Annotated in this window: 18 protein-coding genes and 3 pseudogenes; 10 read left to right on the top strand and 11 right to left on the bottom strand. The window is 62.6% G+C overall.

Annotation, left to right across the window (positions count from 1 at the left end):
* Positions 1-214: 214 nt before the first annotated feature.
* A pseudogene (locus NKL04_RS29630) lies at positions 215-1,819 on the bottom strand (ABC transporter substrate-binding protein).
* A gap of 363 nt (positions 1,820-2,182) precedes the next feature.
* Between NKL04_RS29630 and NKL04_RS29635 the strand changes: the two are divergent.
* Positions 2,183-3,373 carry a M24 family metallopeptidase gene (locus NKL04_RS29635; protein WP_023700167.1) on the top strand — a complete coding sequence of 397 codons (1,191 nt, stop codon included), beginning with the start codon at positions 2,183-2,185 and terminating at the stop codon, positions 3,371-3,373.
* A gap of 170 nt (positions 3,374-3,543) precedes the next feature.
* Here NKL04_RS29635 and NKL04_RS29640 read toward each other — a convergent pair whose 3' ends face one another.
* The 3 genes and pseudogenes from NKL04_RS29640 to NKL04_RS29650 form a co-directional block, all read right to left on the bottom strand.
* On the bottom strand, positions 3,544-3,960 hold the full coding sequence (locus tag NKL04_RS29640) for a cupin domain-containing protein (protein WP_023700166.1): 417 nt from the start codon (positions 3,958-3,960) through the stop codon (positions 3,544-3,546).
* Positions 3,961-3,964: 4 nt separating this feature from the next.
* A pseudogene (locus NKL04_RS29645) lies at positions 3,965-4,818 on the bottom strand (phosphoenolpyruvate hydrolase family protein).
* 13 nt (positions 4,819-4,831) lie between these two features.
* Positions 4,832-6,025 carry a Tm-1-like ATP-binding domain-containing protein gene (locus tag NKL04_RS29650; RefSeq protein WP_031209160.1) on the bottom strand — a complete coding sequence of 398 codons (1,194 nt, stop codon included), beginning with the start codon at positions 6,023-6,025 and terminating at the stop codon, positions 4,832-4,834.
* Positions 6,026-6,136: 111 nt separating this feature from the next.
* On the opposite strand from NKL04_RS29650, the gene NKL04_RS29655 reads away from it, so the two are divergent.
* The 7 genes from NKL04_RS29655 (at position 6,137) to NKL04_RS29685 (ending at position 12,834) form a co-directional block, all read left to right on the top strand.
* Positions 6,137-6,820, top strand: a complete 684-nt coding sequence (locus NKL04_RS29655; protein ID WP_023700163.1) for a TetR/AcrR family transcriptional regulator — start codon at positions 6,137-6,139, stop codon at positions 6,818-6,820.
* Between the two features lie 360 nt (positions 6,821-7,180).
* On the top strand, positions 7,181-8,497 hold the full coding sequence (locus NKL04_RS29660; RefSeq protein WP_023669849.1) for an ABC transporter substrate-binding protein: 1,317 nt from the start codon (positions 7,181-7,183) through the stop codon (positions 8,495-8,497).
* A gap of 67 nt (positions 8,498-8,564) precedes the next feature.
* Positions 8,565-9,470: a carbohydrate ABC transporter permease gene (locus NKL04_RS29665; protein WP_023682997.1), complete on the top strand. Its 906-nt coding sequence runs from the start codon at positions 8,565-8,567 to the stop codon at positions 9,468-9,470.
* A gap of 1 nt (position 9,471) precedes the next feature.
* Positions 9,472-10,431, top strand: coding sequence for a carbohydrate ABC transporter permease (locus NKL04_RS29670; protein WP_023682998.1), 960 nt, complete (start codon positions 9,472-9,474; stop codon positions 10,429-10,431).
* A complete protein-coding gene (locus NKL04_RS29675) occupies positions 10,428-10,649 on the top strand; it encodes a hypothetical protein (protein ID WP_023669846.1) in 222 nt (73 codons plus the stop codon). Before NKL04_RS29670 ends, NKL04_RS29675 begins: the two co-directional genes overlap by 4 nt.
* Positions 10,646-11,749, top strand: coding sequence for an ABC transporter ATP-binding protein (locus tag NKL04_RS29680; RefSeq protein ID WP_023683000.1), 1,104 nt, complete (start codon positions 10,646-10,648; stop codon positions 11,747-11,749). Before NKL04_RS29675 ends, NKL04_RS29680 begins: the two co-directional genes overlap by 4 nt.
* Positions 11,749-12,834 (top strand): ABC transporter ATP-binding protein, encoded by a 1,086-nt coding sequence (locus NKL04_RS29685; protein ID WP_023669844.1) that lies wholly within the window; start codon positions 11,749-11,751, stop codon positions 12,832-12,834. The genes NKL04_RS29680 and NKL04_RS29685 overlap by 1 nt, the downstream gene beginning before the upstream one ends.
* A gap of 27 nt (positions 12,835-12,861) precedes the next feature.
* On the opposite strand, the pseudogene NKL04_RS29690 reads toward NKL04_RS29685, so the two are convergent.
* Positions 12,862-13,161, bottom strand: a pseudogene (locus NKL04_RS29690) (DUF4437 domain-containing protein); the annotation flags it as partial.
* On the opposite strand from NKL04_RS29690, the gene NKL04_RS29695 reads away from it, so the two are divergent.
* Positions 13,094-13,300, top strand: coding sequence for a hypothetical protein (locus NKL04_RS29695; protein WP_352514978.1), 207 nt, complete (start codon positions 13,094-13,096; stop codon positions 13,298-13,300). The pseudogene NKL04_RS29690 and the gene NKL04_RS29695 sit on opposite strands and share 68 nt — an antisense overlap.
* Before the next feature lie 88 nt (positions 13,301-13,388).
* Here the strand turns inward: NKL04_RS29695 and NKL04_RS29700 are convergent, their stop codons facing one another.
* On the bottom strand, positions 13,389-13,736 hold the full coding sequence (locus tag NKL04_RS29700; protein WP_023669842.1) for a GFA family protein: 348 nt from the start codon (positions 13,734-13,736) through the stop codon (positions 13,389-13,391).
* Between the two features lie 116 nt (positions 13,737-13,852).
* Here NKL04_RS29700 and NKL04_RS29705 point away from each other — a divergent pair, with 116 nt between their 5' ends.
* On the top strand, positions 13,853-15,151 hold the full coding sequence (locus tag NKL04_RS29705; RefSeq protein ID WP_031209155.1) for an amidase: 1,299 nt from the start codon (positions 13,853-13,855) through the stop codon (positions 15,149-15,151).
* Positions 15,152-15,154: 3 nt separating this feature from the next.
* On the opposite strand, the gene NKL04_RS29710 is transcribed toward NKL04_RS29705, so the two are convergent.
* From NKL04_RS29710 to NKL04_RS29730, 5 genes are all read right to left on the bottom strand, one after another.
* Positions 15,155-15,523, bottom strand: coding sequence for a hypothetical protein (locus NKL04_RS29710; protein WP_245261902.1), 369 nt, complete (start codon positions 15,521-15,523; stop codon positions 15,155-15,157).
* A gap of 68 nt (positions 15,524-15,591) precedes the next feature.
* Positions 15,592-16,569, bottom strand: coding sequence for an NAD(P)-dependent oxidoreductase (locus NKL04_RS29715; RefSeq protein WP_023700159.1), 978 nt, complete (start codon positions 16,567-16,569; stop codon positions 15,592-15,594).
* 86 nt (positions 16,570-16,655) lie between these two features.
* Positions 16,656-17,372: a FadR/GntR family transcriptional regulator gene (locus NKL04_RS29720; RefSeq protein WP_031209153.1), complete on the bottom strand. Its 717-nt coding sequence runs from the start codon at positions 17,370-17,372 to the stop codon at positions 16,656-16,658.
* 2 nt (positions 17,373-17,374) lie between these two features.
* Positions 17,375-18,544, bottom strand: coding sequence for a mandelate racemase/muconate lactonizing enzyme family protein (locus tag NKL04_RS29725; RefSeq protein WP_023700157.1), 1,170 nt, complete (start codon positions 18,542-18,544; stop codon positions 17,375-17,377).
* 9 nt (positions 18,545-18,553) lie between these two features.
* Positions 18,554-19,441 carry a sugar phosphate isomerase/epimerase family protein gene (locus NKL04_RS29730; RefSeq protein WP_023669836.1) on the bottom strand — a complete coding sequence of 296 codons (888 nt, stop codon included), beginning with the start codon at positions 19,439-19,441 and terminating at the stop codon, positions 18,554-18,556.
* Positions 19,442-19,665: the final 224 nt, after the last annotated feature.

The following is a 19,665-nucleotide window of genomic DNA, read 5'->3' on the forward strand; positions in this document are numbered from 1 at the left end:
TCTGTCCTGCCGGACATCTCCCCCGCAAGGGGGAGATTGGATGTCGCCTCTGCCTTCGCCAATCTTCGATGCCGGATGTACGCGACAGCGAAGCTGCTGATCTCCCCCCTTGCGGGGGAGATGTCCGGCAGGGCAGAGGGGGGTGTGACGAAACGCGGCCCTACGCCATGCCTTCACACCAATTTCTTTGCGAACTTTCATCCGCGCAAATGTGTCACGATTCCAGATACGTGTCCGCCCAGTTCGAAACCGCCCAGCGCGGGTTGTTGGCGATGTTCCCCACCGTCTCGCGCGCGACGCTGATGAAGCTCCATTCGGCGACGTTGATCAGCGGCAGGTCCGCCGCGACCTGTTTCTGGAATTCCTTGTAGAGGTCGGTGCGCGCTGACGTATCCAGCGTCTCCGAAGCTTTGGCGATCAGCGCGTCGAGCGCGGCGTTCTTGTAGCCGCCCTGGTTGGAGAACGGCACGCCGTCGGGAATGCCGCTCTGCACCAGGATGGTGGTCGAGATCGCCGGGTCGCCGCGGAACACCGGCGGGCCGACGGCGAGGTCGAAGGCGTGGTCGGTGTAGACGGCCTTGATGTGCGCGGCCGAGTCGTTGTTGACGATCACGGCGTCGATGCCGATTGCCGCCAGCGCCTGGCGCAGATAGTCGCCGAACTGCTTGGTCTCGTTGAAATAGGGTGCCGGCAGGAGTTTCAGCGCAAAACGCTTGCCGTCATCGGCGCGCTTGTACCCCGCGTCGTCGAGCAAGGCGTTGGCCTTGGCGACGTCGAATGGATAGATCGGCACGTCGGCAGTGTAGAATTGCGGATCGTTCGTCGGCACCGGGCCGGTGGCGGTGGCGGCATAGCCGAGGAACACTGTCTTGACGACGAAGTCCTTGTCGATGGCATGCGCGATCGCCTGGCGGACCTTCACGTCGGCCAGTTCCTTGCGGCGATGGTTGATCTCGACGACGAGCTGATAGGTCAGCCCCTCATAGCCCTTGGAGATCACCTTCAGGCCCGGCACTTTGGAGATGCGGTCGAGGTCGGCCAGGGGCACGGCGGAGAAGGCGGCGAGCTGGATCTCTTCGGCCTCGAGCGCCGCTGCAGCCGACGTGCGGTCGGGCAGCACCTGGTAGATGATCTCGTCGAGATACGGCTCGTCCTTGGCCCAGTAATCCGCATTCCTGGTCAGCTTGTAATACTGGCCGGCCTTCTATTCGCCGAACTTGAACGGTCCCGTGCCGATGGGCGCGTTGTTGGCCGGGTTGTCCTCGATCTTGCCGACTTCGTAGATATGTTTCGGCACCACGCTCGACAGCGCCGGCAAGGCGTTGCGTATCAGCTGGAACGGCGTCGGCTTGGCGAATTTCAACACGGCGGTGAGATCGTCCGGGGTGTCGACACTGGCCAGATCCTTGAACACGGTGCGGCCGAGATTTTGCAGCGGTTTCCAGATCTGCAGCGCCGAGAAGGCGACGTCGGCCGAGGTGAACGGCTTGCCGTCATGCCATTTGACGCCCTCGCGTAGTTTGAACGTCACCGACAGGCCGTCGGCCGCGCCCTCCCAGCTGAGTGCCAGCCGCGGCTGGAGCCCGTCCTTGCCGTCGAAGGAGGCCTCGGCCAGCGTTTCGACGATCTTGCTGGAGATGAAGAAGACGCCGTTGGAGGCGACGATCGCAGGATTGAGATTGCGCGGTTCGGAATCGGCGGCGAGCACCAGCCGCCCGCCCTTCTTCGGCGTCTGCGCCCAGCTGAATGTGGGCATGGCGGTGGAGGCCAGCAGCAAAGCTGAGCCGCCAAGCAGCGTGCGTCTGGAGATATCCGACATGATCAAACTCCGTCCTCTCCGCGACCAGATGGGCGCACCCCTCGGAGCTGGCGGCAGCCGCCAGCATCCTCACGGCGATTATGGCCCTTGCCAAGGGATTCGCCAGAGACGGAATTGGCGCATCGTTGCTTGGCTTTGAAATTTTCGTCCGCTGGACCAGTTTAGAGGTGGCCCTTTCATTCTGATATTCTGGTGGGACCAGATTTCCTAAATGTGCAGCAATGACGACTTGGTGACAGCCTGCCGAATCATTCTAACCTGTTTCTGGCTGGACCAGAGTGGACGAAATGGTGCAGATTTGATCGAAGTCAAGGGATTGGACGTAGTACGGCCGGCGATCCCACTGATATCAGGGAGAGAAAGATGAACATCGCCCCGGGCAAGAGCGCCGTCAGCAATATCCCGTTCGATCAGGCGAGGGTCGACCGGCTGATGGAAGAGGCCGGCATCGATGTTCTGCTCGCGACGTCCAAGCACAACACGCAGTATCTGCTCGGCGGCTACAAGTTCATCTTCTTTGCCGCCATGGATGCGATCGGCCATAGCCGTTACCTGCCTGTCGTCCTCTATGAAAAGGGCGGGCCCGATCATGCCGCCTATATCGGCAACCGCATGGAAGGCGCCGAGCACCAGAACAACCCGTTCTGGACGCCGACGCTGCATGCCGCCTGCTGGGGCACGCTCGATGCTGCCAATCTTGCGGTCGAGCACATCAGCAAGATCGGCAAGGCCGGCGCCCGCCTCGGCATCGAGCCGGCCTTCCTGCCGTCGGACGCCTATGCGCTGATCCGCAAGGCGTTGCCGGATGCCAGGCTGATCGACGCGACCGGCATGCTGGAGAGCATGCGCGCCATCAAGACGGACGCCGAGCTGGAAAAGCTGCGTATTGCCTCCGAGCTAATCACGGATTCCATGCTGGCGACCATCCGGTGGGCGCATGAAGGCACGACCAAGGCGGAGATCATCGAGCATCTGCGGCGCGAAGAAACCAATCACGGCGCGCATTTCGAATATTGCCTGCTGACGTTGGGCGCCAGCCACAACCGCGCGGCGTCACCGCAGGCTTGGAAAAAGGGCGACGTGCTGTCGATCGATTCCGGCGGCAATTATCACGGCTATATTGGCGACCTCTGCCGCATGGGCATTCTGGGCGAACCGGATGCCGAACTGGAAGATCTGTTGGCCGAGGTCGAGACAGTGCAGCAGGCGGCGTTCTCGAAGGTGAGCTCAGGCACCGTCGGCGGCGATATGATTTCGCATGCCGAGGGCGTGCTGAAGGCCTCCAAGGTCGCGCCCTACACGGATTTCTTCGCCCACGGCATGGGGCTGATCACGCATGAGGCTCCGTTCCTGATGACCAACCATCCGGTGACCTATGAAGGCACCTATGCCGCCAAGCCGCTGGAGACAAACATGGTGCTGTCGGTGGAGACGACCATGCTTCACCCGACGCGGGGGTTCATCAAGTTGGAGGACACGTTGGCGGTGACGGATACGGGATATCTGATGTTTGGGGATCGGGCGCGGGGGTGGAATAGAGGTGGGATAGCCTAGCTCGGCGCTACCCCCTCACCCGGATTGCCATCCGAATTGCGAAGGGCAATTCGGGGCTATCCGACCTCTCCCCGAGGGGAGAGGAGTTTGCGCCGGCGCTGGCTTCTGCCTCTTCTCCCCTCGGGGAGAAGGTGGCCGCGAAGCGGCCGGATGAAGGGGGCCTTTCGCGATTACTTCCCCGCCGGGATCAACCTGAAATCCGGCAACTCCCGCAGCACCAGCTCCGGTCCGACCGGCGAATAGACGACGAAGAGCTGCATCGGCCCATCGCCCGTGTTCAGTGTCGAATGGAAACGGCTTTCCGGCACATAGATGGTGCAGCCGGGGCCGACCTTGGCGACGACCGGATTGCCGTTCTCGTCCTCGACCATTTGTTCGCCATTGCCTGAGATGACGAAGATGATTTCTTCCGCGCCGGGGTGGTTGTGGCGGGTGTGGCCCTTGCCTGAGGGCAGGTCGACGACGCCGCCGGAAAAGCGCTCAGCGCCATTCACTTCAGGCGCGACCGTCAGCGACAGCTTGCCCCAGTCAAAGCCGAAGGCGCTCACGTCCTTCGGGTATACGAATACCTTGCTCTTGTCGGTCATGATCTCATCCCTTCTTTTTCTTCTGGTTGTGCAGCGTGACGGCCTTGAAATCCGCCGTCTGCCTGGCGATCGCGGCTTCAGCCGGCAGCCGTTCCATCGAACTCGCGCCATAAAAGCCATGCAGGCCCTTGCAGCGGTCGAGAATGTATCTCGCGTCGTCCGGCATCGAGATCGGCCCGCCATGGCAAAGCAGGATGACATCCTTGCGCACCGAGCGCGCCGCGTTGGCGATGACGTCGATCTCGACCACGCAGTCGTCGAGCGACTTGGCCGACGTGGCTCCGATCGAGCCGCCGGTCGTCACCCCCATATGGGCAACGACGATGTCGGCGCCGGCTTTTGTCATGGCGCGCGCCTCGTCGGGGTTGAAGACATAGGGCGTGGTCAGAAGATCGAGCTTGTGCGCCTCGGCGATCATGTCGACCTCCAGCCCGAAGCCCATGCCGGTTTCCTCAAAACTCTGGCGCATGCTGCCATCGAACAGGCCGATGGTCGGGAAATTCTGCACGCCGGAAAAGCCCATCGTCTTCAGCTCGGCAAGCAGCAGCGGCATGATGACGAAGGGATCGGTGCCGTTGACACCGGCCAGCACCGGCGTCTTTTTGACCACCGGCAGCACCTCATAGGCCATTTCCTTGACGATCTCGTTGGCGTTGCCATAGGCGAGCAGGCCCGCAGCCGAGCCGCGCCCGGCCATGCGATAGCGGCCGGAATTGTAGATGATGATGAGGTCGATGCCGCCGGCTTCCTCGGCCTTGGCCGACAGGCCGGTGCCGGCGCCGCCCCAACGATGGGCACGCCGTCGGCGATCATCGCCTTGAACTTCTTCAATATGTCCTTGCGCGGTATTGCGGGCATTTGTTGGCTCTCACTATCTGGCGATGTCGAGGAAGGCCGCGGTTGCGGCTTTGGCAAATTCCGGATCGTTGATGTGCAACGGCAGGCGTGAGACCCGGCGCGCGGCGTTCGGCTTGATGGTGCGCTCGACGGCATCGAACAGCACGGCGTCGGCTTCGGGGTCGAAGAAGGCGCCGCCCTCGATGTCGAGTGCCGAGACGCCTTTTTCGGGGATCAGGAAATGCACAGGGCCCTCGCAGCGAGCGAGCCTGGTGCCGATCCACTCGCCTATACCGCGGCATTCGTCCACCGTGGTGCGCATCAGTGTGACGTTGGGATTGTGCTCGTAGAACAGCCGGCCCCTAAACTTCTCGGGAATGGTCGGCGGCGCCCAGAAATTGACCATGTCCAGCGCGCCGACCGAGCCTACATAGGGCAGCTTGGTGCGGGCGATGGCGCCGAAGCGGTCCTCCGTCGCAGGCAGCACGCCGCCGAGCAGCAGGTCGCAGACTTCCGTCGTGGTGATGTCGATGACGCCGGCGAGCAGGCCCGAGTCCGCGAGCTTCTCCATCGAGCGGCCGCCGGTGCCGGTGGCGTGGAAAACCATGCAGTCATAATTGGCGCGCAACTGATCCGCGATGGCGGTCACGCAAGGCGTGGTGACGCCGAACATGGTGAGCCCGAGTGCCGGCTTGCCGGTGGCAGTCGGCGCCGGCTTTGCGGCCATGCCGGCGATCGCTTGCGCCGCGTTGTGCAGCACCGTGCGGGAGAGCCGGTTCAGTCCCGCCATATCGGTGACCGATGGCATCATGATGATGTCGGAGACGTCGACATAGGGCGCGGTGTCGCCGGAGGCGAGCGTCGAGACCATGATCTTGGGCAGCCCAAGCGGCAGCGCGCGCATGCCAGCAGTGATGATCGACGTGCCGCCGCCGCCCCCAATGCCGATCACGCCTGATATGTCGTCGCGCGACTGAATGAAACCGGTGAAGGCGGCGCCCATGCCGGCCACTGCCGTGCCGCGATCATCGATGCCGAGCACACCACTGGCTCCATCCGGATGATGCGCCGCGACCTCGCTGGCCGGGATATCGACCGGCACGGTGGCGCCGCGCGTTCCGATGTCGACACGGGCAACCGAACTGCCGGTGGCGGCAATAGTATCGGCCAGGAAGGCAAGTTCCTCGCCCTTGGTGTCGGCTGTGCCCACCACGTAGATGCGCTTCATCGCGTTTCTCCCGTCACCGGCCGACCGGCGCCGGGCCGCCTGTCGCCCTTTGCCGGCCTTTCGGTGGGCAAAGGTCATTGCAATTTTTTGAGACGCGCGTATCGTATTGACATGGAAGTCTCACGTCAACAAGCCGCTGGGAACGACGACGCCAACGAGGCTGCCGAACGCGGCCCGCGGGCCCGCACAAAACGGCTGATGCTGGAGACGGCGACGCGGCTGATGCAGGCGGGCGTTACCCCGTCGGTCAGCGAAGTCGCGGAGGCGGCGCAAGTGTCGCGCGCCACCGCCTATCGCTATTTCCCAAGCCAGGCAGCCCTGGTGCAGGCGGTGGTCGACGAGGGGCTTGGGCCGATCCTGACCTGGCAATCGGATTCGAAAGATGCCGGGCGCCGCGTCGCCGAACTGTTCGACACCGCCATGCCGCGCATCGAGGCTTTCGAGGCAACTTTCAAGGCGGCGCTGAAACTGTCGCTCGACCAATGGGCGCAGCGGCAGGCGGGCACGCTGGGCGGCGAGCCGCAATTCACGCGCGGACATCGCGTCCAGCTGCTGAAGGATGCCATCGCACCGCTCAAGGGCCGGCTGCCGCCGCGCGAGTTCAAGCGCCTGGCGCAGGCGCTGTCGATGATGTTCGGCGTCGAAGTGCTGATCGTGCTGAAGGATATATGGGGGCTCGATAGCCGCGGCATGCGGTCGGTCGCGCAATGGGCGGCGGGCGCCCTTGTGCGCGCCGCGGTGGCGGAATCGACGGCTGAAATCGATGCGGCCCCAACAGCGGCATTGGCGAAATAGCGCCAATCTGGTTCGACCAGATTTGGATGCCCACTATTGATGTTAACCGGGATGGCAGTGCCGAAACAAGGCTCTCCTATATCAACGAGTAGGAAAATTCAGGGAAAACAGTCGGATACATGAAAAATCCGGTTATACAAGGTCCGGTGGTGATCCAAGAAAGAGCTTGACGGCTATCCAAAATTGGTAATACCAGATCAGGACAGAAAAAGCGGATCAAAAGTGAGAGCTGCGATCCATTTTCCGGCAAAGCGAGGAGGCTTGGAACCGGAAAGGTGCGATCTCGGGAGGAACTACCAGGGCCGGCTTCACCGCCGGCTCGCATGACAAGGTAGAATGCGCACAAGGGAGGAAATCATTATGCGCAAGACAATGACCAGCCTGCTTGCTGGTATCGGCTTAGTACTTGCCTGCGGAACGTCCGTCTACGCGCAGGACAAGGAGCTCACCATCTTTTGGGCGGAATGGGATCCGGCCAATTATCTGCAGGAACTCGGCAACGAGTACGAGAAGGAAACCGGCGTCAAGATCACGGTGGAAACCACGCCCTGGTCCGACTTCCAGACCAAGGCTTTCACCGAGTTCAACGCCCATGGCGACGCCTATGATATGGTCGTCGGCGACTCGCAATGGCTCGGCGCCGGCTCGACCGGTGGCCACTATGTCGACCTGACCGACTTCTTCAACAAGCACAAGCTTGGCGAAGTGATGGCGCCGGCAACGGTGAAATATTACGCCGAGTATCCGGGCGGCAGCAGCAAGTACTGGGCGATCCCGCTCGAAGGCGACGCTGTCGGCTGGTCCTATCGCAAGGACTGGTTCGAGGACCCGAAGGAAAAGGAAGCCTTCAAGGCCAAATACGGCTACGATCTCGACGTGCCGAAGGATTTCAAGGCGCTGCGCGACATCGCGGAGTTCTTCTATCGGCCGGATCAGAAGCGATACGGCATCGCCATCTACACCGACAATTCCTATGACGCGATGGCGATGGGCTTCGAAAACGCGCTGTTCTCCTTCGGCGGCGAACTGGGTGACTACAAGACTTACAAGGTCGACGGTTTCATCAACTCCGACAAGGCAATCGCCGCACTCGACGCCTACAAGGAACTCTACACGTTCACGCCTCCGGGCTGGGCCAAGTCGTTCTTCGTCGAGGACAATCAGGCGATCACCGAAAACCTGGCCGCGATGAGCATGAACTACTTCGCGTTCTTCCCCTCGCTGATCAACGAGGCGTCGAACCCGAACGCCAAGAACACCGGCTTCTTCGCCAATCCTCCAGGCCCGAACGGCGATCAGTTCGCCGCACTCGGCGGTCAGGGCATCTCCATCGTTTCCTACTCCAAGAAGCAGGAAGAGGCGACGAAGTTCCTTGAATGGTTCATCAAGGACGAGACCCAGAAGAAGTGGGCGGCGCTCGGCGGCTACACCTGCAGTGCCGCCGTGCTCAAGTCGGAGGAGTTCCAGAACGCCACGCCGTACAACAAGGCCTTCTACGAGACCATGTTCAAGGTGAAGGACTTCTGGGCGGTGCCGGAATATGCCGAGCTGCTGCAGCAGCTCAACCAGCGCGTCTATCCCTACATGATCGGCGGCGAAGGCACCGCCAAGGAAACGCTGGACGCGCTCGCAGGCGACTGGAACGCGACGTTCAAGAAATACGGCCGCGGCCAATAAGCAGCTTTTCTCGCGGAGGAGGCATCCGTGCCTCCTCCGTTCTTTTTTCCGAAACGGGAGCAGGGTCTTGGCGACCACGATGATCACCACGCTGGACACTTCCTCGCGGGCCGCTGCACGCGGCTTGAGCGACATGTCGATCCGCAACCTCTTCATAATCCCGACGATCCTGTTCCTGATCGTCTTCAACATTTTCCCGCTGATCTATTCGCTGGGCTATTCCTTCACCGATTTCCGCGCGTCGACCAACGCGCCGGCGAATTTCGTCGGGCTGCAGAATTATCGCGACCTGCTCAACGACCCCTATGTCTGGTCCAACTTCGCCATCACCGCCAAGTACGTCATCATCTCGGTCGCGGGTCAGCTGCTCGTCGGCTTCGGCGTGGCCATGCTGCTCAACAGGGATATTCCCCTCAAGGGTCTCATCACAACGCTGCTGCTGCTGCCGATGATGCTGTCGATGGCCGTCGTCGGTCTGTTCTGGAAACTGCTCTATGATCCGTCATGGGGGGTCATCAACTATGCGCTTGGCCTCGGCAATTTCGAGTGGCTGGCCGACCCCAAGATGGCGCTCTATGCGGTTGCGCTGACCGACATCTGGATGTGGTCACCCTTTGTCATGCTGTTGTCGCTGGCCGGCCTTTCAGCGGTGCCGAAGCATCTCTACGAAGCAGCGGCGATCGACCGCGCCGGACCGTTCTACACCTTCTTCCGCATCACGCTGCCGCTGGTCGCGCCGATCCTGATGATCGCGGTCATCTTCCGCACCATGGAAGCGTTCAAGACCTTCGACCTCGCCTATATCCTGACCAGCCAGCCGACGGCCGAGCTGATCTCTATCCGGCTGTACAAGATGGCGTTCCAGGAATGGCAGACCGGGCGCTCCTGCGCGCTCGCCTACATCGTGCTGATCATGGTGCTGGCCATCACCAACATCTACGTCAAGTACCTCAACAAGGTGAAGGAGCGCTGAGATGGCCGCCGTCCGCACTTCTTCCGAAATAGGCTTCAATCGCGTCGCCATCGTCGCCGTCCTTTTGGTGACGATCATCTTCCTGGCGCCGATCTACTGGATCGCCTCGACGGCGTTCAAGCCGCGCAATCTTGCCACGACCATCCCGCCGACGGTGGTGTTCCAGCCCGAGATATCGCCGTTCGTCAAGCTGTTCACCAAGCGCTCGCAGATGCGCAACCCGCCGTCGCCGGAAGAGTATGCGGCGGCACCCTGGTGGGAACGTGTCGTGTTCGACGGCGGTGAAAAGATCGTGCGCGACGGCAAGGGCCAGGTGCAATGGTCCGGCTATCCGAGCCGCTTCATGAACTCGCTGATCATCGCCATCACCTCGACGGTGCTGGCTGTCGGCATGGGTACCTTCACCGCCTACGGCTTCTCGCGCTTCAAGGTGAAGGGGGAGGCGGATCTGCTCTTCTTTATCCTGTCGACGCGCATGCTGCCGCCGGTGGTGGTCGCGATCCCGATGTTCCTGATGTACCGGGCCGTCGGCCTCAACGATTCCCATATTGGGCTGATCATCCTTTATACCGCCTTCAACCTGTCCTTTTCGGTGTGGCTGATGAAGGGGTTCATGGACGAGATCCCGAAGGAGTATGAAGAGGCAGCGCTGGTCGACGGCTACACCCGCATGGAAGCCTTCTTCAAGATCGTGCTGCCGGAGGCCGCCACCGGCATCGCCGCGACCGCGGTTTTCTGCTTCATCACGGCGTGGAACGAGTATGCTTTCGCGCTGATCATGACCAACCGCCGCGCCCAGACGGCGCCGCCCTTCATCCCCAGCCAGGTCGGCGCCGGCCTGCCCGACTGGACGGTGATCGCCGCCGGAACCTTCCTGTTCCTGCTGCCGGTCGCAATCTTCACCTTCCTGCTCCGCAACCATTTGCTGCGCGGCATGTCCTTCGGAGCGATCCGCAAATGAGCTTTCGAGCCATCAACCAGAAATATCTCGAACCGGGGTCTCAGGTGCTGATGGTCCTCGGCATCATCGCGCTTTGCCAGCCGTGGAACCTGCTGCTGCACAGCTATGGCGTGACCATCATCCTGATCGGCCTGATCGGCTTCAACATCACCTCGAAGATCGCGCCGGCGGAGAAGGCCGGTACCGGCCAGGTGCGCAATCCGGGAGCAGAGCATTGACCCAGATTGAGCTTCGCGGCGTCCAGAAATTCTTCGGTGCGGTCCAGGTCATCAAGGACCTCAACCTCAAGATCGACGACAACGAGTTCATCGTGCTGCTCGGTCAGTCGGGTTGCGGCAAGACGACGACATTGAGGGCGGTTGCCGGGCTGGAGACGATCGACGGCGGTGACATCCTCATCGACGGCAAGCCGGTGCAACACCTCAAGGCCGCCGACCGCGACATCGCCATGGTGTTCCAGTCGTTCTCGCTCTACCCGCATATGAGCGTCTATGAGAACATTGCTTTTCCCTTGCGCGCGACGCGCAAGAGCAAGGCCGAGATCGATAGCGAGGTGCGCTCGGTCGCCAAGACGCTGCAGATCACGGAACTGCTGGCCAAGAAGCCGTCGGCGCTGTCGGGCGGCGACATGCAGCGTGTGGCCATCGGCCGGGCTCTGGTGCGGCGGCCGAAGGCGATGCTGATGGACGAGCCGATCGGCGCCCTCGACGCCAAGCTGCGCGAAGAGATGCGGGCCGAGATCAAGCGGCTGCACATCAAACAGGGCTCGACCACCATCTATGTCACGCACGACCAGATCGAGGCGATGAGCCTCGCCGACCGCATCGTGATCATGCATGAGGGCGTGCTGCAGCAGGTCGGTTCGCCCGACGAGGTCTATTCGCATCCGGCCAATCTGTTCGTGGCGCAGTTCGTCGGCAGCCCGGTGATGAACGTCGCCGATGCGGCGATCGCCGAGACCGCATCGGCGGCCTCGGTCACCGTCGGTGGCGCTGCCGCCGGCTTCGAATTTCCGCGCACGCTTTTGTCCAAGCTCAACGGCCATGCCGGCGGCCAGCTGGCGCTCGGCATCCGGCCCGAAGGCGTGCTGGTGCGCCATGAAGCAGCGGAGGGTTTCTTGCCGGTCGAGACACAGATCGTCGAGCCGCTCGGCTCGTTCGACATTGTCGATCTCAAGGTCGGCTCCAAGATGCTGCGCGCGCGCACCAAGAGCGGCTTCGTCGGCGGCCCGGGCGAAAAGGTCTTCGCCAGGATCGATCCGACGCAAGCACATTTCTTCGACACGGCAAGCGGCAAGTCGCTTGAGGTGAGGCTCTGATGGCTCATATCCAGCTCAAGAATATTTCCAAGAGCTTCGGCAACCACACCGCACTGACCGGGCTCGATCTCGAGATCGCCGATGGCGAGTTCTTCGTGCTGCTCGGCGAGACCGGCGCCGGCAAGACGACGACGCTGCGCATGATCGCGGGTCTGGAAAAGCCGACCGAGGGTCAGGTGTTCATCGACGGCGTCGACGTCGCCGACTGGGGTGCGGCCGAGCGCGATGTGGCGCTGGTGCTTCAGCAATATTCGCTCTATCCGCGCTATACAGTCCGCGAAAATCTCGAATTCCCGCTGAAGCCGAAGATACGTCGGCTGCCGGATGCCGAGATCAAGGACCGTGTTGCACGAGCGGCCAAGACACTGCGGATCGAGCATCTGCTCGACCGCAAGACCGACCGCCTTTCAGGCGGCGAGATGCAGCGCGTCTCTATCGGGCGCGCCATCGTGCGCAAGCCGCGCGTGTTCCTGATGGACGAACCGCTGTCGGCGCTCGACGCCAAACTGCGCGAGGCGCTGCGCACGGAACTGAAGAACCTGCAGATCCAGCTTGGCGCCACCTTCCTGTTCGTCACCCACGACCAGATCGAGGCGATGTCGATGGGCGACAAGGTGGGCGTGCTCAACCATGGCCGCATCATCCAGACCGGCACGCCGCACGAGATCTATAACAATCCGCGCGATACCTATGTGGCCAGCTTCGTCGGCTCGCCGCCGATGAACCTGATCGATGGCAAGCTGGTCAACGGCCGCGCGGTGATGGCGCCGCTGAATTTCGAACTGCCTTTCTCTGGGGGTGCCAAGGCGGGCGGTGCGACCGACGGTCGCCCGCTCGTCTTCGGTATTCGACCTGAGGATGTGTATCTTGAAAGCGGTGCGCCGGTCGAGGCACGCGTCCACGATGTCGAGAACCATGGCGTGGAAAAGATCCTGACTCTGCGGGTCGGCGACACGACGCTGCGCGCCACGGTGCCGGCCAGAACCGATGTCCAGATCGAGCAGCCGGTGCGCTTTGCCTGGAATCAGGACAAGGTGGTGCTGTTCGACAAGGGCAGCGGCGTGAGCTTGCGGCACGCCAGCTAGTTGCGGTCGAACGACGGCGCCGCCTGACTATTTCTGGAAGTAGGTCTCGTAAGGCGTATCGTTGATCAGCAGGATCACGCACTCCGTCTCTGAGAGGCAGGCGTCGTCGTGCATCTCGTTGGCCTTCTGGGTCCAGTAGGATCCCCGCGGCAATTCGACCTTCGTCGCTTCGCCGCCGTCCATTTGCCAATGCGCCCACAGACCCTTGATGACCAACGCGCGATAGTCGGCGGTGTGCGCATGAACCGGCGCGCGCCAGTTGCCGGGAACTTTCAGCAAGGCTGTCCTCGAGGGCAAAGGCGCGAGCGGGAAAGACGCAAGAAACGGCGAGCACCAGAAACGCGCCGTCTTCGGCGGCCTGGTGGTCGACAATGCCGGTGTGGCCAGCGCCTTCGCCTATTGTGGCGCTGCGACCTTGCTGGCGGCGATCGTTGTGTTCGCGCGCGGCCCTAAGCGCGTCGAATAGCCGATAGCCATCCTTGGCTAAAGCAGCGGGCCCGAGAACTATCAAGGTTTTCGGGGCGTTGCTTTTGTGGTGAGAGGCCACCGTAGGGTCAGACCGCGCGGCCGTCGAAGTCGAAGACCGGCAGGCCGGTGGGATCGAAATCGGCGACGCAGTTGAGGTTGATGTAGGCGCTGCGTTCGCTGCCCTGACTGACATCCTCGGCAAAGGGATGGATGCCGCAGGTGCGGCAGAAGCGATGCGCCATTGCATGATTGCCGAATGTGTAGGTGCCGAGATCGTCGCCCCACGCCAGCACCGTCAGGCTGTCATGCGGGATGGCGGCCAACAGCGCGCCCTTGCGCGAGCAGATCGAACAATTGCACCGCACGGCGCCGGTCAGCTGCGCCTTGAATTCGAACGCAACCTTGCCGCAGTGGCAGCTGCCTTTGTACAGCATCAGTCCCTTCCTATCGCTGGCAGGTGCAAAGGCACGCTGTCCGGGCTATTCCTTCCGCTGACCTAGCGGCCCATATGCCTTAAAGACGCTCCACCTTGACGGAATCCGACATCGACATGCAATCAATCCGCGATCGTCTCGAGATCATCCTGTCACGTCTTGCCAGTTGCGCGGCAGGCGAGAAGGTGTTCACCAAACTCTATGCCGAGGCGGCGCGCGCAGCGGCCGAGGCCACCGATGCGCGCAAGAAGGCCGGCGTATCGCTCGGGCCGCTCGACGGCACCATCGTGTCGATCAAGGATCTGTTCGATGTCGCCGGCGAGCCGACCACGGCCGGGTCGCTGATGCTGAGGGACACCGCGCCCCGTCGGCACGACGCTGCGGTCGTCAACCGTCTGCGCCAGGCCGGCGCCGTCATCATCGGCAAGACCAACATGACCGAATTCGCCTTCACCGCCATCGGCGACAACATGCACTACGGCACACCGGGCAATGCCGCCGACACCAGCCGCATTCCGGGCGGTTCGTCGTCGGGCGCCGCCGTGTCCGTTGGCGAGGGGACGAGCGACATTTCCATCGGCTCCGACACCGGCGGTTCGGTGCGCATCCCGGCATCGCTGAACGGCGTCGTCGGTTTCAAGCCGACGGCGCGGCGCGTGCCGCTGACTGGTGCCTATCCCCTTTCTGCGACGCTGGATTCGATCGGGCCGCTGGCGCTGAGTGTTGCTGCGTGTGCCCTGGCTGACGCCGCGATGACGGGCGAGCAGATGCCGCAACTGCACCTGCCGTTAGCGCTTGCCGGGCTTCGTGTCGGCATTCCGCGCGGCCTGCTTTTCGAAGACACGGAAACGGAGATTGCCGCCGCGTTCGATCGCAGCCTTGCCGGGATCGAGCAGGCAGGCGCGTGGCTCACGGACATTTCGATCGACGACCTCATTGCCGATCTGCGCCTGGCCACCAAACGCGGCTCGATAGCGGCCATGGAAGGTGCTGAAATCCATGCCGACTGGCTGGCGACGGGCGCATCGATGCCGGTCGATCCCCATGTCAGCGGGCCGCTGTCGCGGGCGGCGGCCATACCGACGCCGGTTTATATCAGGGCAATGCGTCGTCGCGCGGCACTGTGCATAGCCATGGACGAGCGGTTGGGTTCGGTCGATGTGCTGGCTCTGCCGACCACGCCGGTGACAGCGCCGACTATCGTTTCGATGGCCGAGGATACGGCTCTGCGTGAACGCACTGAAGGTCTGCTGCTGCGCAACACCCAGGTCGCCAACCAGTTCGACCTCTGCGCGATCTCGCTACCGATGCCCGGCATGACGCTGCCGGCCGGGCTGATGCTGGTGGCGCGCAATGGCCATGACCACCATCTGCTGCGCATCGCGGTTGAAATCGAGCGGCTGCTTGGTCGGTAATAGTCAACCCGACGAGCAGTGCTTGCGTTCGCTGTCCTTGGCGGTGCGCAGGATGCCCGTCGCAAACAATGTCGGCACGTCGTGCTGCTTGCCGTTGAAGCTGTGTGGCCGGTTCTCGATTGTTCCTGTGACAACGAGCTTGCCGGCATAGAGCTTGTCGGAAAGGTCAAGCGCCTTGTCCTGCTGCGGCAAGCCGTCGATGTCGACCCACACACCCTTGACGACCTTTCCGGTGGCGAGGTCGAGCGCGCTGGTAGAAGGGCAGGGCGCCATCACGCAGCGCAGGCCGTTGTCGCAAGGCACGTAGCTGCTTTCGGCCTGAGCCTTGGCTGTCCCTACGCTTGTACCGGCAATCAGAAGAAGAACTCTCACGACGCTCTTGACCATATCGGCGAAGGTCGACGCCAAATCCGCGAAAATTGAGGCGGCTTGCAGAAACGTCAGTCGGCAGGAAACCGTCTGCGGTAATGCTCGACCACGTCGGGATTGCGCAGATTGACAGGCAGCCGGTTGGCCAGCACAAGCAAGGTCTCGCCGGCAGCACCCACCCCCATGCGCATCATCGACTGCTCGGTAATGCCGGCCATGTGCGGGGTGACGATGACATTGTCGAAGCTGAAATAGGGATGAGCCGGCGGCAGCGGCTGCGTGGCAAAGACATCGAGCGCGGCGCCGCCGATGCGGTCCTTGCGCAAGGCCTCGATCAGCGCCTCGTCATCGATCACCGGCCCGCGCGAAATGTTGATCAAAAGCGTATCGGGCTTCATGCGGGCAATGCGTTCGCGGCTGATCAAGCCGCGCGTCTCTTCCGTCAGCGGGCAGCAGAGCACGATGATGTCGCTCTGTTCGACCAGCGCATCGATCGACAGGAAGCCGATCCTGTCGGGTGCCGGCTGCATGCTGCGGGTCGTCGCCACGACGTCGAGGCCAAAGCCGTGCGCGGCGATATGGGCGACTGCCTGACCGATGGCGCCGAAGCCGATGATGCCGATGGTCTTGCCGGCAAGCTCGCTGGCATGGCTGGCGTGGTCGCGGCCGGCATTCCAGCCCTTGGCGCGCAAGTCGCGGTCGACCGAACGGAAGCGCCGAAGCAGGGCAAGGGCCGCGAACATCACATATTCAGCGACCGAACGCGCATTGACCGCCGGCACGTTGGCGACCAGCACGCCGGCCGCGGCCGCGGCCTCCATCGGCACCATGTCGAGCCCGGCGCCGTGGCGGACCGCTGCTCTGAGTTTCGTGGCGTTTTTGAACAGCGACGGCGGCAGCGGTGCGCGAACGATAATGACGTCGGCATGCTTCGCCTCGGCGGTCAGCGTTGCCGCATCGAGCGCTGAGGCGACGACGAGTTCACCGGCGCCCGCCAGCATGGCGGAGGCACGCGGATGCAGCGTGTGCGTCGACAGGATTCTGGGCATGGGGCTCTCGTGTTTGTCGCAATTCCCAAGGGAAAGCGCTGCGCGCTTTCCCGGGAAAACCGTTTCACACTTTTCCTGGAATTGCTCTAGGCTTTCTCAAATGCCAGGCTTTGCGCTTGCGCCTCGCGGCCCTCGATGATCCCCTTCCAGTAGCTTTCCGCGCCTTGCAGGTGGGCGCTCATCAGCGCCTGGGCGAGATTGCCGTCGCGACGCAGCAGCGCCTCGTAGATCTGGATATGCTCGGCATGCGAGCGCACTGAGCGCTCGGGATCGTTGAAGTAGATCGGCAGCCGCTGCTCGCCCATCAGGTAATAGACGCTGCAGATATTGTGGAAGACGCCGTTCTTGGTCGCCCGCACGATTTCGAGGTGGAATTCGCGGTCTTCCTTGGCGAGGCCTTCGCCGGCGGCGATGCACTCCTCCGAGGCTTTCAGGATCTCCCGCAGGCGTTCGAAATTCTCTTCGGTGGCACGCGAACAGGCAAGTTCGGCGGCCTTGATCTCGTGGATCTTGCGCAGTTCGACGGTCTCGTAGATCTGCACCGGATTGAGCGGCAGGCCCGCGCGGGCGAAAAGAGCCAAGGCTTCTACACTGGCCTGCCTGGTGTCGACATAGATGCCGGATTTGGCGCGGCGCTCGACGATGCGCATGGCCTCCAGAATGGCCAGCGCCTCGCGGATCTGGCCGCGGCTGACACCGAAATGCTCCGCCAGCTCGCGCTCCGAGGGCGTGCGGCCGCTCTCCTTGTCCGAATGGGCGAAGAGATAGGCGGCGAGTTCGGCGAGAAGGTTCTTTTCTTTCATCGTCAACCGCGTTGCGCGTGCGCCTCCAGGAACCGCTCCGAAATGGTGAATCCCAGACCCGGCTTTTCAGGGATCGCTATCATACCGTCCCTTGCTTCGACAGTCTCTTCGATAAGATCGTGGATCATGGGGTTGGCGCCGAGCGAATATTCGACGGTAAAACTGGCAGGCGAGGCCGCACAAACATGCAGGCCGGCGAAAAAGCATGGCGCGCCGGCCCACAGATGCGGGGCAAAGCGCAGATTGAAGGCACTGGCGATGGTGCCGATCTTCATCGCCTCGCTGATACCGCCGCAAAAGGCCGGATCCGGCTGGAAGATGTCGGCGGATTTCAGCACCGCGAGATCGCGGAAGGCGTAGCGCGTCGCTTCGCTTTCGCCGGTGGCGATCGGGATCGAGCCCGAGGCGCGCACCTCGGCCATACCAGCCTTGTCGTCGGCGATAACAGGCTCCTCGAACCAGGCGAGGTCGAGATCGCTGGCCAGGCTGATGAAGCGCTTGGCCTCGGCCACCGTATAGGTGCCGTGCGCGTCGACCATCAACTCGACGTCAGGACCGAGCGCCTGCCGTGCGGCGCGGACGCGGGCGGCGGAAATGTGCGGGGCGCCGTCCATGGCGCCGACGCGCATCTTCAGCGCCCTGAAGCCGCCTTTGGCGATGTAGGATTTGAGCTGCTCGCCGATAGCCTCGGCGGCAGCCCAGCCGCCGGAGGCGTAGGCCGGCATGCGGTCGAGCTTGCGGCCGCCGATGAGCCGCCACACCGGCTGTCCCAACGACTTCCCCAGAATATCCCAGAGCGCGATATCGACGGCGCTGATTGCCGCAATGCTCATGCCGCGCCGCGCCAGCTGCGGCATGGCATGGCCGGCGCGCGCGGCACTGTCATGGCGCACGCCGTTGTAGAGCATCTCCCAGATCATGCCGATGTCGGCGGGGTCGCGGCCGATCAGCTGCGGCCCGACCTCGTGATTCAGCATGTAGACCAGCGCACCATAGCTGCCGGCGCTGCCGGCGGCGTTCTTGCCCTCGCCCCAGCCGATCAGCCCGTCGTCAGTCTCAATGCGCAGGATGGCGGCGTCGAACGTCGTCACCTGGCCAAAGTCGCTGCGATGCTGCTTCGCGGCCTCAATCGGCACGCGGACCCACCACGCCTGGACCGTTTTGATGCGCATCCCGATCGGCTACTTGATCAGCGGCAGCAGCGTTTCGGCCGTGATGCGCATCTGGTCGGTGTAGAATTTCTCCGTCAGCACGCTGGAGCCGTGATCCTGGATGAACTTCAGCTGTTCGGGAGAAATGTCGACCGGATTCCGGTCGACCATGTCGGGATAGGGCGCGGCGGGTGTGCGGTCGACGGGCGCGACGAATTCGTTGGTCAGCGCGCCGTCATAGCCGACTTCCTTCAGCGTCTGCACGATCCGTGGCCAATCGATCTGGCCAAGGCCGGCGGCAAAGCGGTTGTTGTCGGCGACGTGGAAGTCGAACAGCCGTTTGCCGACCTGACGGATCGCGTCATGGACGTTAAATTCTTCCATATGGATGTGATAGGCGTCGAGGCAGACGCCGCATTCGGGGCTGACCGCATCGGCCAGGGCCAACGCCTGCGCGCCGCGGTTGAACAGATAGGTCTCGAAGCGGTTGAGCGGCTCGACCGCGATCTTGACGCCGACCTTCTTGGCATGGGTGAAGCATTCGCGGGTGGCGTCGACCACCCACTTCCATTCCTCTTCCTCGGTGCCGTCCGGTACCACTTTGCCGACGGTCGCGGGCACCAGCGTTATGATCTCGCCATCAAGTTCGCTGACCATGGTCAGCACGTCCTTGACGTACTGCACCGAGCGTTCGCGCTGGCCCTGGTCCCTGGCGGCAAGGTTGCGTTCGCCCAGCATCAGCGTCACCGACCCCCAGCAGCGGATGCCGTATTCTTTCAGCAGCGCGCGGGTCTCCTTGGTCTTGTATTGCTCGGGCTCGCCGGAAATCTCGATCGACTCGTAGCCGAATTTCTTGATGCGCTTCAGCGTCACCTCCAACGGTTCCGCGCGCATCCAGTTGTGCGTCGAAAGATGCATGGTCTATCCTTCCCAGAATTCGTCTGTGCCAGTTCGCCTGCGATGCGCCCCACAAGGCGCGTCGCGTGTTTCCTCCCCAAGGCGCTCCAGCGTTTTTGCGCAACTGGTTCGACCAATTGGGCCCTAATGGAGGTCTACAGCAATTTTTGTCGCGCGGCAAGAACCGCCGCCATGCGATATCGACATCTGTGTACCGTATTGATTATGCTGGTATATATCGCCAA

The organism is Mesorhizobium sp. C264A, from assembly GCF_040324515.1.
Classification (GTDB): domain Bacteria; phylum Pseudomonadota; class Alphaproteobacteria; order Rhizobiales; family Rhizobiaceae; genus Mesorhizobium.